This is a genomic window from Mesorhizobium sp. B2-4-18 (genome assembly GCF_006441385.1).
In the GTDB taxonomy this organism is placed as follows: Bacteria; Pseudomonadota; Alphaproteobacteria; order Rhizobiales; family Rhizobiaceae; genus Mesorhizobium; species Mesorhizobium australicum.
On sequence record NZ_VFUW01000005.1, the window covers coordinates 331,884 to 345,268 of the forward strand.

General features: G+C 64.6%; 8 protein-coding genes and 1 pseudogene. 7 read left to right on the forward strand and 2 right to left on the reverse strand.

Features of this window, described 5'->3' with window-relative positions:
• Positions 1–140: 140 nt before the first annotated feature.
• The gene (locus tag FJ527_RS14880; protein ID WP_140823473.1) at positions 141–1,526 is read right to left on the reverse strand and encodes a PLP-dependent aminotransferase family protein; all 1,386 of its coding nucleotides are present in this window, start codon (positions 1,524–1,526) and stop codon (positions 141–143) included.
• A gap of 83 nt (positions 1,527–1,609) precedes the next feature.
• Between FJ527_RS14880 and FJ527_RS14885 the strand changes: the two genes are divergently transcribed.
• The 5 genes from FJ527_RS14885 (at position 1,610) to hutH (ending at position 7,884) form a co-directional block, all read left to right on the forward strand.
• Positions 1,610–2,101: an Lrp/AsnC family transcriptional regulator gene (locus FJ527_RS14885; RefSeq protein ID WP_140823474.1), complete on the forward strand. Its 492-nt coding sequence runs from the start codon at positions 1,610–1,612 to the stop codon at positions 2,099–2,101.
• Between the two features lie 128 nt (positions 2,102–2,229).
• On the forward strand, positions 2,230–3,723 hold the full coding sequence (locus FJ527_RS14890; RefSeq protein ID WP_140823475.1) for an NAD-dependent succinate-semialdehyde dehydrogenase: 1,494 nt from the start codon (positions 2,230–2,232) through the stop codon (positions 3,721–3,723).
• A gap of 33 nt (positions 3,724–3,756) precedes the next feature.
• The gene (locus tag FJ527_RS14895; RefSeq protein ID WP_140823476.1) at positions 3,757–5,136 is read left to right on the forward strand and encodes an aspartate aminotransferase family protein; all 1,380 of its coding nucleotides are present in this window, start codon (positions 3,757–3,759) and stop codon (positions 5,134–5,136) included.
• A gap of 8 nt (positions 5,137–5,144) precedes the next feature.
• A complete protein-coding gene (locus tag FJ527_RS14900) occupies positions 5,145–6,239 on the forward strand; it encodes an alcohol dehydrogenase family protein (protein ID WP_140823477.1) in 1,095 nt (364 codons plus the stop codon).
• A 148-nt stretch (positions 6,240–6,387) separates the two neighbouring features.
• Positions 6,388–7,884 carry a histidine ammonia-lyase gene (hutH, locus tag FJ527_RS14905; RefSeq protein ID WP_140823478.1) on the forward strand — a complete coding sequence of 499 codons (1,497 nt, stop codon included), beginning with the start codon at positions 6,388–6,390 and terminating at the stop codon, positions 7,882–7,884.
• A 222-nt stretch (positions 7,885–8,106) separates the two neighbouring features.
• On the opposite strand, the pseudogene FJ527_RS14910 reads toward hutH, so the two are convergent.
• Positions 8,107–9,297: pseudogene (locus tag FJ527_RS14910) on the reverse strand (NAD(P)-dependent oxidoreductase); the annotation flags it as partial.
• A gap of 301 nt (positions 9,298–9,598) precedes the next feature.
• On the opposite strand from FJ527_RS14910, the gene FJ527_RS14915 reads away from it, so the two are divergent.
• On the forward strand, positions 9,599–11,452 hold the full coding sequence (locus tag FJ527_RS14915; RefSeq protein ID WP_140823479.1) for an ABC transporter ATP-binding protein: 1,854 nt from the start codon (positions 9,599–9,601) through the stop codon (positions 11,450–11,452).
• Entirely contained in the window at positions 11,452–13,341 is a 1,890-nt protein-coding gene (locus tag FJ527_RS14920; protein ID WP_181166362.1) for an ABC transporter ATP-binding protein, read from the forward strand. The genes FJ527_RS14915 and FJ527_RS14920 overlap by 1 nt, the downstream gene beginning before the upstream one ends.
• Positions 13,342–13,385: the final 44 nt, after the last annotated feature.

Sequence of the window (13,385 nt, forward strand, 5' to 3'; positions counted from 1 at the left end):
GATGCGGAACGCGCCAAATCATGTCAATTGGGAAAATAATATCATGACAATTATTCTGATTGCGCACATTTTCCGGTCAATCCCAGCCGGCTTTTTGGACATGCCTTTGTCAGAACGCCTTGGTGTATTGGGCGGCATGCTCAGATTGCAAGCAGCAGATGCTCCGGATCGCCAAGCAAGAGCTTGGTGACAACGCCGAGACCCGCGCGCAGTTCCCCCTCGGTGGTCGAACCCAGCGAAATGCGCACCGCCGGATGCCAGGGCGTATCCGAAATACGGAAGGAGGTGCCCGGCGCAATGGCCACGCCTTGCAGCCGAGCCTGGGCGACAAAGCTTTCCTCGGAACGGTCGGCCGGCAGTTGCAGCCAGATATGCAACCCGTCGCGACGGGCACGGTAGTCGACGCCGGCCAGCACCTCGCCCGCGATGTCCTGTCGCCGCCGCAACGCCGCGCGCTGCCAGCGCACCAGCTCCATCGCGGTGCCGTCGGTCACCCATTTGGTGGCGATCTCGGCCACCAGCGGTGTCGCCATCCAGTTCGAGACTAGATGCCGGTTGGCGACAGCGGCAACGTAGCGATCGGGCGCGGCGAGATAGCCGATGCGCAGGCCGGGCACGGTGATCTTGGTGAAGGAGGTGACGTAGAGCGTCCGTTCCGGCGCGAAAGCGGCGACCGGCGGCGGTCGATCCTCGACCAAGGGACCCAGCACGTCGTTCTCGATGATGGCGATGTCGTGCTTGCGCGCCACCGCCGCGATCTGCTCGCGACGCTCCGCATCCATGAGCGTTGCCGTGGGATTGATTACCGAAGGCTGCACGAAGACGGCGCGGATGTCGGACAGCCGGCAGGCTTCGTCCAGCGCTTCCGGAATCAGGCCATTGCTGTCGATCGGCAGGCCTTGAAGATTGAAGCCGAGATAGCGCGCCAGCGGCACCAGCGTATGATGACCGATCGCCTCGGTGGCAACGGTGGAGCCGGGCGGCGCCACGCTCATCAGCGCCACCGTCATGCCGGCCGTGGCGCCATTGGTGAGGCTGATGTTCTGCGCGGAGGCGTCCAGCCCGCACAGCTTCAGCCATTCGACCGCCACGGCACGGTGGCGCGGGAACACCATGTTTGGCCGGAACGACAGTGCCGAACTCGAAGGCAGGTTTTCGGCGAGCCAGCCCAGCGCCTGCTTCATCTGCTCCAGGTGCATCGGCTCGCAGACCGGCTTCAGGATCGACAGGTCGATGACTTCACCCAGGCGCTCCGGCAGATAAGGCGGCTCCGGTTCGCGGCGCTGCGTCTGCACAAAGCTGCCGCGGCCGATCTCGCCCGAAATCAGGCCGCGCCGGATCAGTTCCTCATAGGCACGACTGACCGTCTGCACTGAAAGCTTGAGGTCGTCGGCCAGGCGGCGGTGGGTCGGCAACCGCGTGCCGTTGGCGAGGCGGCCGTCGTGGATGGCGCGCGCGAACTGGTCGGCCAACGATTGATAGGCCGGCCGCCGGATGAGCGCGGGATCAGGGTGCCACAATGTCATGACTTATTAGAGATCGAAATCAGTGCAATTGACAATCGAAATAATGCGCCGTCATGGTACGATCGACGAAAAAGTGAGCGCTGATGACTGCTGCGAAACTCGACGCGATCGACCTCAAAATCCTCGACGCCATCCAGCGTGATGGACGCATCACCAAGCTGGCGTTGGCCGAGCAGGTCGGGCTGTCGCCGACGCCGTGCTGGATGCGGCTGCGCAAGCTGGAAAAGGCCGGCATCGTCTCGGGTTATCATGCCCGGATCGCCATGCGCGTTGTGGCGCCAGTCGCCACCGTACTGATGGAGGTGACGCTGGCCAGCCATCGCCAGGCCGATTTCGACCGCTTCGAGCGCGTCGTCCGCGACATTCCCGAGATCGTCGCCTGCTGGTCGGTGGGCGGCGGCGTCGATTATGTGCTGAAGGTGATGGCGCGCGACATCGACGCCTATCAGCGGCTGGTCGACGGCTTGCTCGATCGCGAGATCGGCATCGACCGCTACTTCACCTACATCGTCATCAAGACAGTGAAGGATGATGTCGCGCTGCCGATAGCGGACCTGCTGCCGGCGTCGACCTAGACCGGAGAGATCGACTGCCCCTCGCCGCAATAGAGAGACTCTCTCTACGGCCAGGCGTCCAAACAGCCTCTCTGTCTGCCGGTGATGGGTAGTCTCCCCGCATCAAACCGAACCGGGAGGCTTCGACCATGTCCGCGCATTTCGCCCGCTCGCATCGCCACGAAGCGCTCGACCGGCTCGCCGACCGCCGGCTGCTGCGCGAACTCGCCTATATCGACGGCCACTGGACGGCAAGCGAGGCGGCCGAGAGTTTCGAGGTCACCGATCCCGCGACCGGCACCACCGTGGCCTTCGTCGCAGCGCTCGATGCCGGCCAGACGACAAAAGCCATCGACGCCGCCGCGCGCGCCTTTCCGGCCTGGCGGGCGCTGCTGCCGCAGGAGCGCTCCAAAATCCTGCGAAAATGGTTCGAGCTGATCATCGCAGCGAAAGACGACCTCGCTTTGCTGATGACGCTTGAGCAGGGCAAACCGCTCAAGGAGTCGCTTGGCGAAATCGACTACGCCGCCTCTTTCATCGAGTGGTATGCCGAGGAAGCAAAACGCCTCAACGCCGAGAGCGTCACCAGCCATCTGCCGAACGCGGAAATGATGGTGCGGCGCGAACCACTCGGCGTCGTCGGCGTGGTCACGCCGTGGAATTTTCCTTCGGCGATGCTGACCCGCAAGGCAGCCGCCGCTCTTGCCGCCGGCTGCACCATCGTTACCCATCCGTCTTCTGAGACGCCACTTTCGGCGCTGGCGCTGGCCGAACTCGGCGAACGCGCCGGACTGCCGGCCGGCGTTTTCAACATCGTCACCGGCAAGGCCGCGACGATCGTTGGACGCATGTGCGAAGATTCGCGCGTGCGCGCCATGAGTTTTACCGGCTCGACCGAGATCGGCCGGCTGATCGCCGCCCAAAGCGCGCCGACGATGAAGCGGCTGGTGATGGAGCTTGGTGGTCACGCGCCGCTGATCGTCTTTGCCGATGCCGATCTCGACAAAGCGGTCACCATTGCCATCGACGCCAAATTCGCCACATCAGGCCAGGACTGCCTTGCGGCCAACCGCATCTATGTCCAGCGTCCGCTCTATGACCGCTTCTGCGCCGCTTTCGCCAAGCGCGTCGAGGCGCTGCGGGCCGGCAATGGCTTGGCCGATGACATCGACATCGGGCCGCTGATGCATGAGCGCGCCGTCAAGAAGGTCGAGGAACAGGTCGCCGACGCCGTGGCCCTCGGCGCGCGTTGCCTCGCCGGCGGCAAGCGCCATCAGGCCGGACCGCTCTTCTACCAGCCGACGCTGCTGGCCGATGTCGCCGACGACGCGCTGATCATGCGCGAAGAGACCTTTGGTCCGGTCGCCGCCGTCACGCCTTTCGACAGCGAGGACGAAGTCATCGCACGCGCCAATGCGACCGAATATGGCCTGGTCGCCTATGTGGTGACCGAGAACGGCGCGCTCCAGCAGCGCATGGGCCGCGCGCTCGACTACGGCATGGTCGCCATCAACCGTGTGAAGATCACCGGCGCGCCGATCCCGTTCGGTGGCGTCAAGCAGTCCGGCATCGGCCGCGAAGGTTCGCGCCACGGGCTAGAAGCTTTCACCGACCTCAAATACCTTTGCCTGGATGTGGCGTAGGCTCGCACCCGGATCTCTTTCAAGGAGTTAAAAATGCTCGACCAATCCAACGAACTCGCCGCATGGGATCGCGACCATTTCTTCCATCCCTCAACGCATATGGGCACGCACGCACGCGGTGAATCGCCGACGCGGATCATGGCCGGCGGTGAAGGCGTCACCGTCTGGGACAACAATGGCAGGAAGAGCATCGATGCCTTCGCCGGCCTCTATTGCGTCAATGTCGGCTATGGCCGCCAGAAGATATCAGATGCAATCGCGACCCAGGCGAAGAACCTGGCCTATTACCACGCCTATGTCGGGCACGGCACCGAGGCCTCGATCACATTGGCGAAGATGATCATCGACCGCGCGCCGAAGGGCATGTCGAGGGTCTATTTCGGCCTCTCCGGATCGGATGCCAACGAAACCAACATCAAGCTGATCTGGTATTACAACAACGTGCTCGGCCGGCCGGAGAAGAAGAAGATCATCTCGCGCTGGCGCGGCTATCACGGCTCGGGTGTCATGACGGGCTCGCTGACCGGGCTGGAGCTCTTCCACAATGCCTTCGACCTGCCGCGCGCGCCGATCCTGCACACCGAGGCGCCCTACTATTTCCGCCGCGCCGACCGCTCGATGAGCGAGGAGCAGTTCTCGCAGCATTGCGCCGACAAGCTCGAGGAGATGATCCTCGCCGAAGGGCCCGAAACCGTCGCCGCCTTCATCGGCGAGCCGATCCTCGGCACCGGCGGCATCGTGCCGCCGCCCGCCGGCTATTGGGAAAAGATCCAGGCGGTGCTGAAGAAGTATGACGTGCTCCTGGTCGCCGACGAGGTGGTGACGGGCTTCGGCCGGCTGGGCACCATGTTCGGCTCCGACCATTACGGCATGAAGCCCGACCTTATCACCATCGCCAAGGGCCTGACCTCGGCCTATGCGCCGCTGTCGGGCGTCATCGTGGCCGACAAGATGTGGCAGGTGCTGGTGCAAGGCTCCGACAAGCTCGGCTCGCTCGGCCATGGCTGGACTTATTCGGCGCATCCGATCTGCGTTGCCGCCGGCGTCGCCAATCTTGAACTGATCGATGAGATGGACCTGGTGCGGAATGCCGGCGAGACCGGCGCTTATTTCCGTGCCGAACTGGCCAAGGCCGTCGGGGGTCACAAACACGTCGGTGAGGTGCGCGGCGACGGCATGCTGGCGGCGGTGGAATTCGTCAAAGACCGTGACGACCGTGTCTTCTTCGATGCTTCGCAGAAGATTGGGCCGCAGGTCGCCACGGCCCTTGCCGCAAGCGGCGTCATCGGCCGCGCCATGCCGCAGGGCGACATTCTTGGCTTCGCGCCGCCGCTGTGCCTGACCCGCGAGGAAGCCGACATCGTGGTGGCCAAGACCGCCGATGCCGTGAACAGCGTATTTGCCAATCTCTGAGACGACCGATGAATGCCATGACCAAAACCGTCCCCGCCACCATGGCCGCCGTGCTGCTCACCGGGCACGGCGGACCGGAAAAGCTCGTCTACCGAACCGATGTGAAAGTGCCCGCGCCTGCGTCAGGTGAAGTGCTGGTGAAAGTCACCGCTTGCGGCATGAACAATACCGATGTCTGGGTGCGCCAGGGCGCCTATGGCACGGAAGAGGACGCGGCCGCCGTTTCGACTTGGCGCCGCCAGGGCAACACGCTGACCTTCCCGCGCATCCAGGGCACCGACACTGTCGGCACCATCGTTGCCGTCGGCGAAGGCGTTTCGTCGGATCGAATCGGCGAACGGGTGATGGTCGATTTCTCCATCTACAACCGCGACGACGATTCCCTGGCCGACATCGACTATATGGGCCATGGCCGCGACGGCGGCTATGCCGAGTATCAGACCGTGCCGGCCGACAACGCGCATGTTGTCGACACCATTTTGAGCGACGTCGAACTCGCCACCTTCTGCTGCGCCTACCTCACCGGCGAACAGATGCTGGAACGGGCCAGGCTCAAGGCAGGCGAGCGGGTGCTGGTCACCGGCGCGTCGGGCGGCGTCGGCTCCGGCATCGTGCAACTGGCGCGGGCGCGCGGCGCCATTCCCTATGCCGTCGTCGGCAAGGGCAAGGAACAGGCGGTGCTCGACATCGGCGCCGAGGCGGTCGTCACCCGTGGCGTCGCGGACCTGCCGCAAGCCGTGAGCGAGGCGACCGGCGGCCAGCCGATCGATGTGGTCGCCGATCTCGTTGGCGGCGCGATCTTCAACGATCTGCTGCGCGTCCTGAGGCCGGAGGGCCGCTACACCACGGCCGGCGCGATCGCCGGCCCGGTCGTCCAGCTCGATCTCAGGACCATGTATCTGAAACAGTTGCAGCTGCACGGATCGAGCCAGGGCACGCGCTCCGATTTCCGCCGCATCATTCGCTATATCGAACAGGGCAAGATCCGGCCGCTTGTCGGCGGCGTCTACAAACTCTCCGATTTCCACCGCGCACAAGCCGATTTCGTCGCCAAGGATTTCGTCGGCAAGCTGGTGGTGGTGCCCGACGCCGTCGCGAAGTGACCTGCCGAAACCTGCATTTCGCCTGAAGCTCCCCTCGCCTGCTGCCGCCACAATCGGAATGGCTTGCAGACCAGCCGGTAAGCCGCCACAAACGGCGACGCCCGCCGCGCCGTCGGCCCGGGCATACGGTCACGGATACAGGCGAGACATGACAGCCCGAATGATACTGCTCGACGCCAAGCCGCTTGGCATCGAGGATGTCGCCGAGATCGCGCGGCGCAATGCGCGGCTGATGTTGGGCGAGGAGGCGATGCGCCGCATCCGGGCGAGCCGCGCGCTCATCGAGCAGCTGACGCAACTCGGCAAGCCGATGTACGGCGTCACCACCGGCCTCGGCGCCTGCGTCGACACGCCGCTCGCGCAGGCCGATCTGATCGCCTTCCAACACAGCGTGCCGCTCAGCCACAGCATGGGCATCGGCCCGGCCCTTCCCACCGAGGCGGTCCGCGCGCTGATGGCCGCGCGCATTTCGGGAATGGCCGCCGGCGGCACCGGCACTTCCGAACGCGTGGTGATGGGCCTTGTGGCGGCACTCAACGCCGGCGTCCATCCGGTGATCCCGACCTGGGGATCGATCGGAGCGGCGGACCTTGCCCATCTCGGCCACATGGCGCGAGCGCTGCGCGGCGACGGCGAGACGGAGTTCCAGGGCAGGATCATGCCGTCGGCCGAGGCGCTCGCGCTCGCCGGGCTCGAACGGCTCGACCTGCGCGAGAAGGATGGCCATGCCATCATCGTCGCCAACAGCCTGTCGACCGGCACGGCTTGCCTCTGCCTGGAGGATGTCGCCCACCTCATCGACTGGTCGCTGGCCGCGGTGGCACTCAACCACGAAGCGTTCCGCTCGTCACTCACCGCCATCGATGAAGCTGCGCTGTCGGCGCGACCGGCGTTCGGCCAGCGGGAGATCGGGGCGCGGCTGCGGGCGGAACTCGCTGGAAGCGGGCTCTGGAGGGAGAACGCCGCGCGGCGGCTCCAGGATCCGCTCAGCTATCGCTGCGTGCCGCAGGTGTGGGGCGGCCTGTTGCATGCGTTCGAACAGGCGAAGCTGACAACGGAGATCGAACTGGCCCATTCCGGCGACAACCCGGTGATCCTACCCGAGGACGGACGCCTCGTCTCGAACGGCAATTTCGACCTCACCGCGATGACGCTGGCCTGGGAGCAGCTCGGCCAGGCGCTTGCGCATTGCGCCGTGGGCACCGCCAACCGCTGCATGAAGCTGATGTCGCCGACGGTGGCGGAACTGCCGCGCTTCCTGTCGGCCAGGGGCGGCAGCCGCCAGGGCTACGCCGAATTGCAGAAACCGCTTGCCGCGCTGGAGGCCGAGATCCGGCATCTGGCCAACCCGATGTCGCTCAGCCCGCTTGCCGTATCGGACGGGATCGAGGACCAGTCGTCGATGGCACCACGGGTGGTGGCCAAGACAGCCGAGATTGTGGAACGCCTGCGCTATCTCGTGGCGATGGAGCTGATCTTCGCGGCGACGGGCGTGGAGTTGCGCGGCGTCGTCGACAGCATGGGCGAAGGACCACGGCGCACCTATGCCGCCGTGCGTGCGCTCGTCAGCCCGCTCGACGATGACCGCGAGATGAGCGCGGACATGACGCGGGTCGCCCGGATGGTGGCGGGTCCCCGAGACTGAGTTCCGGCTTATCGCTGGAAAGGTCCCCCTGAGATTGAGGTTCTCGGCCAGAAGGCAGAAGCGGTCGATCAACCGGACAAGGTCCTCGCCCTGCTCGGCGACAACGGCGCCTCGCTCGGCAGGCGAGTTATCGGAGAGAGCCTTCCACAACCGGCCTTGCCGATCGCAGAGATCCGCCAGCTCGGAACATTCGCTAGCGGTCAGTTTCAAGAGCTGGCCGGAGGTCACCAATCCAATGCCTGGAGGCGTGGTTGCTCCAAGGGAAAGATAGGCCGGCGGCACGCTGCCTTTTGCGTTCGTCACCGACTTTCGGCAGATGACATCGAAGATCTGGTCGACGGCCTGCTTGGCGCCGGCGACGCGCGAGGGATGATCCGTATCGGCTGCCGCATGCGGCAGAAGCTCGAGTTTTCCGCTGTGCTTCTCGACGAGGCCCAGATAGGGCAGCATCGGTCCGGAAAGGCGACCGGTCGCGGCATCCTTGAACAGGTCGGCATCGATCGCGGCATGACGCACCCTGCCCGAGGACAAGGCTTCGCCGAGGGCCGCAACGTCGACAAGCTCGCCGCGATCGTAGTTGACCAGCACCGCGCCTTTGTTCACGCGCGACAGGACATCCGCGCCGATGAGCCCGGCATTGGCGTAGCGGCCGGTCTGCGCATCCTGCTTGCCCAGGCCGACATGAACACTCAACACATCGGCACCATCAGCCGCATCGAGGAGATCCGCCGCATAGACAAAGCCTTCGGCCTCTATCCAGTCCCGATGCCGGGGCCGTGCGTGGATCACCACGCGCATGCCGAAGGCCTGGGCAAGTTTGGCCACCTCCCTGCCGATATTGCCGTAGCCGACGATCGCGATCGTCTTGCCTTCGAGCTTTTCGGTCGGGAAATCGCGCAGCTCCCTGCCGGTGTCGAAGGCGCCGCGCGCCACCCGGTTGTGAAGCAAGTCCACCGGGAGATCCGGCAGCACTTTCAGGATCGCCTTCATCACCATCTGCGCCGTGGCGCGGCTGTTGATGCCGGGCGTATTCATCAGCACGGCCGTACCGCCTTCGCCGCTGCCGCCGCCCCAGGAGTGCGAACCCATATTGCCGGTGCCGGCGCCGATGCGGACGCCGGCGAGCGGAAAGACGGTTTCGGCGGGCAGGAAGGTCGCGGCGGCAATGACGGCATCATAGCGTCCATCGCCGGCGACTTCGATCAGCTCTTCGCGGGTGCTGAGGTCCGGCTGATAGAAGAAATGCACGCGGCCAGATTCGAGAGCGGCCTTGTCGCCAAGCGCAGCCGTATGAAAGCGGCCGCCCTTGGCTTCGATATGCGCACGCACCTCCGACGGGTCGGGCTTTCCGTCGGCGTCGAAGCGCAGGCCGATCAGATCGCAGACCAGCACGGTGTAGGCGCGTTGCGGATCGACCGGTTCAACGGCGCGGGTGTCGGCATTTGCGATCACGTCGGTTTCCTTCGTGCAAGAGCGGAGTCCTGCTGGTCCGGCAGGCTTTGAATAATCAGAACCTATCCGCCGGGAACGGCGCGAGATCGATCACCGGCGGCAGACCAGCGGCGAGTTGCGACACGATCTTGCCGGTTTCAGGTACAGTGCGATGCCGCCATTGGTCCCTTGAACGGGCAGGTCGGACGCGCGTAAAATCGCGCTATCTGATTGAGTCTGCTACATTCGTTCGGGCTAATGTCCGGATTGGTCTGGTATTTCCTTGCACACTGATGCGACCAGCGCGGCCAAGCGCGGCAAATCATTTGCCCATGTGGCGGAAGCCTCCTGGGGCAAGGGCCTCAGCACCTTGCTGCGCATCGTGCGCATGACGCTGCGCCATCCCTGGCAGGTTGCAATCACCCTCATCTCGACCTTCATCGCGGCGACGCTGCAGCTTTTCATTCCGCGTCTCCTGGGGCGCGCCATCGACCAGGCGCAAGGCGTGATGGCGGCGGGTGCCGGCATCGCGGCCGAGCAGGCGCTGTGGAATACGGCGCTGACGCTGTTGGTCGTCAGCATCCTGCGCGGCCTCTTCACCATGGCGCAGAATTACTATGGCGAAGCCGTCGGCCACCGGACAGGCTATGAACTGCGGCTCGCCTTCTACGAGAAGATCCAGCGGCTGAGCTTTTCCTTCCACGACAAGGTCCATACCGGCGATCTCATCACCCTCGGGCTGCTCGACCTCGACGGCGTGCGCATGTTCTTTTCGACCGGTATCCTGCGCGTGGTGCTGCTTGGCGTGCTGATCGGTGTCGGCGCCTATCTGTTGATCAGCACCGATCTCGTGCTCGGGTTGTTGAGCCTCAGCTTCGTGCCATTTGTTGCCTGGCGCTCGTCAGTGACGCAGCTCCGACTGCGCAGCACCTGGCTGACGCTGCAGGAGCGGCTGTCGGTGCTGAGCCGGGTGATGGAGGAGAATCTCGGCGGCATTCGTGTCGTGCGCGCCTTCGCGGCTCAAAGGCATGAGCTGGCAAAATTCGACCGTGCCAAACGGGACGCACTGGACCTCGCCAATGAGCGCGTCGACATCCGCGTCTCGAACACCAGCGCCATGAATTTTTCCTTCCTTGCCGCCATGGGCCTGGTGCTGTGGTTCGGCGGCCAGAAGGTGATCGCGGGTCAGATCAGCGTCGGCACGCTGGCCCAGTTCCTCACCTTCATGACCATATTGCAGATGCCGGTGCGCCAGCTCGGCCTGATGGTCAACTCCTTCGCGCGCGCCTCGACCTGCGGCACGCGGCTGTTCGAACTGCTCGACGCTGAGCTCGACATCGAGGACGCGCCCGACGCCAGGGAGCTCGTCATCGCCGAGGGCGTGCTGCGCTTCGACAATGTCGGTTTTCGCTATCAGGGCGCGGGCGAGCGTCCGACGCTTTCCGGCGTTTCCTTCGAAGCAAGGCCCGGCGAGACCGTCGGCATCGTCGGGCCGCCAGGCAGCGGCAAGTCGACCATCGCGCACCTGATCCCGCGCTTCTACGACGTGACCTCGGGCGCGATCACCATCGACGGACAGGACATCCGCAAGGTCACGCTGCAATCGCTGCGCAAGGCAGTCGGCGTCGTGCAGCAGGATGCGTTCCTGTTCACGACCTCGATCGAAAACAACATCGCCTACGGCAATCCCTGGGCGCGCGAGACCCGCATCGGCCAGGCCGCCGAATATGCCCAGCTGCACAATTACATCATCGGGCTTCCGGCCGGCTACACCACGGTCGTGGGGGAACGCGGCGCCTCGCTTTCCGGCGGCCAGCGGCAGCGCCTGACCATCGCGCGCAGCCTGATGCTAAGACCATCGGTGCTGGTCTTCGACGATTCCACGGCCGCGGTCGACGCCGGCACCGAGCAGCGGATCCGGGCGGCGATGAAGCGCTTCGCCAGGGATCGCGTGACGCTCATCATTTCGCATCGGCTGAGTTCGCTGATGCATGCCGACCAGATCCTGTTCGTCGAGGGCGGCCGGATCGTGGAGCGCGGCGCGCATGAGGAATTGCTGGCGCTCGGCGGACGCTACCGCGCGCTTTACGACCTGCAGTTGCGGCCGGACGGCGATCGGATCGAGGGAGCCGCCTGATGTCGACACAGGACGACGAGAAGGAAGACACAAGCCGACGCCCGACCAAGGCCGTCGTCGGCTCGCACCGCGATGAGGAAGAGGTCTTCGGCAAGGCCTACGATCCACGCATCGTCAGGCGCATCTGGAGCTTCGTCAGACCATATCGGGGCCGGATCTTCATCTCGGTCGCGGCGGTGCTGGTGTTCACGCTGACGCAGTTGGCGATCCCGCTGGTCATCCGCTACGCCATCGATCACGGTATGGCGCCAGGCAGGCTCGACCGTTCGGTGATGATCACCGCGATCGCCGCCTTTGCCGTGATCATCCTCATCAACTACGCGGCCAGCCATGTCCAAGAGAGCGTCGTCGGCAAGGTGGCGGAGAACGTGCTGTCCGACCTGCGCCGCGCCATGTTCAGCCACCTGCAGCGTGTCTCCCTGGGCTTCATGGACAAGACCGAGGTCGGCCGGCTGATGTCGCGCCTGCAGGGCGACGTCAATTCGATGCAGGAATTCCTCGAAACGTCCGTGATGTCGGTTGGCGACATCGTGCTTCTGTTCGGCATCGTCACCGTCCTGCTGTGGCTGGACTTCCGGCTCGGGCTGCTGACGCTGTCGACCATGCCGGCGCTGTTCATCGTGCGCCTGTTCTGGCTGCCGCGCGCCAAGGTCGCCTTCATGGCCGCGCACGAGACCAACTCCATCGCCAACGGTGCGCTGGCCGAAGGCATCCACGGCGTGCGTACGGTGCAGAGCCTGGAGCGCCAGCACGTCAATTTCGATCTCTATGACGAGAAGGTGCTGGCCAATCTCAACGCCCATCTGCGGTCGGCGAGATATGCGCAGGTGATGGTGCCGATCGTCGACACACTGACGGGCATCGCCATGGCGACCGTGATCGTCGTCGGCGGGTCGATGGTGCTGTCGCACAGTCTCGATATCGGCGTGATGGTGGCGTTCCTGTTCTACATCCAGCGCTTCTTCGACCCGATCCGCTCGCTCACCATGCAATACAGCGTCATGCAGCGCGCCATGGCGTCAGGCCAGCGCATTTCCGAAGTGCTCGACGTGCCCGTGGATGTCAGCGACAAGGAAAATGCGGTGGCGCTGTCGCGCGACATGGACGGTTCGGTCGAGTTCCGGAATGTCACCTTCGGCTACCGGCCGAACCAGCCGGTGCTGAAGAACATCTCGTTCCGCGTCAATCCGGGCGAGACGGTCGCGCTTGTCGGGCCGACCGGATCAGGCAAGTCGAGTTCGATGGCGCTGGTGCACCGCTTCTACGATGTCTGGTCGGGTGAGGTCCTGGTCGGCGGCCATGACGTGCGCGACCTGACGCAGGATTCGCTCGGCGATCAGGTAGCCATGGTGCTGCAGGAGCCGTTCCTGTTCTCCGGCACGGTGCTGGAGAACATCCGCTATCACAAGACCGGCGCCAGCCGCGAAGAGGTGGTCCGCGCCGCACAAGCCGTCGGCGCGCACGACTTCATCGAGCAACTGCCTGACGGCTACGACACCGAACTCGAGCAGCGCGGCGGCAATCTCTCGCTCGGTCAGCGCCAGCTGATCAGCTTCGCGCGGGCGCTGGTGGCCGACGCCAAGATCCTGGTGCTCGACGAAGCCACCGCCAGCATCGATTCCTACACCGAGATGCTGATCCAAAAGGCATTGGTCAAGCTGCTCGAAGGGCGCACCGGGTTGGTCATCGCGCACCGGCTGGCGACCATAAGGGGCGCCGACCGCATCATCGTGCTGCAGAATGGCGATATCGTCGAAAGCGGCAACCATGAACAGTTGATGAAGAGAAAAGGTCTTTACGCCCGCCTCTACAACATGAACTACGCTTCCTTCGACGACATTTCCGAGGAAGCCATGGGAATGGACGCTTCGGTCGGCAAAGCGACCTGAGCCGGTGCCGGCAGGGTGCGAGCCGACGGATTGCCTGATGCCTC

What these genes read in the sequence shown, in the direction of transcription:
- FJ527_RS14880 (WP_140823473.1), bottom strand. Translation starts at nt 1,526, where the DNA reads ATGACATTGTGGCACCCTGATCCCGCGCTCATCCGGCGGCCGGCCTAT.
- FJ527_RS14885 (WP_140823474.1), top strand. Translation starts at nt 1,610, where the DNA reads ATGACTGCTGCGAAACTCGACGCGATCGACCTCAAAATCCTCGACGCC.
- FJ527_RS14890 (WP_140823475.1), top strand. Translation starts at nt 2,230, where the DNA reads ATGTCCGCGCATTTCGCCCGCTCGCATCGCCACGAAGCGCTCGACCGG.
- FJ527_RS14895 (WP_140823476.1), top strand. Translation starts at nt 3,757, where the DNA reads ATGCTCGACCAATCCAACGAACTCGCCGCATGGGATCGCGACCATTTC.
- FJ527_RS14900 (WP_140823477.1), top strand. Translation starts at nt 5,145, where the DNA reads ATGAATGCCATGACCAAAACCGTCCCCGCCACCATGGCCGCCGTGCTG.
- hutH (WP_140823478.1), top strand. Translation starts at nt 6,388, where the DNA reads ATGACAGCCCGAATGATACTGCTCGACGCCAAGCCGCTTGGCATCGAG.
- FJ527_RS14920 (WP_181166362.1), top strand. Translation starts at nt 11,452, where the DNA reads ATGTCGACACAGGACGACGAGAAGGAAGACACAAGCCGACGCCCGACC.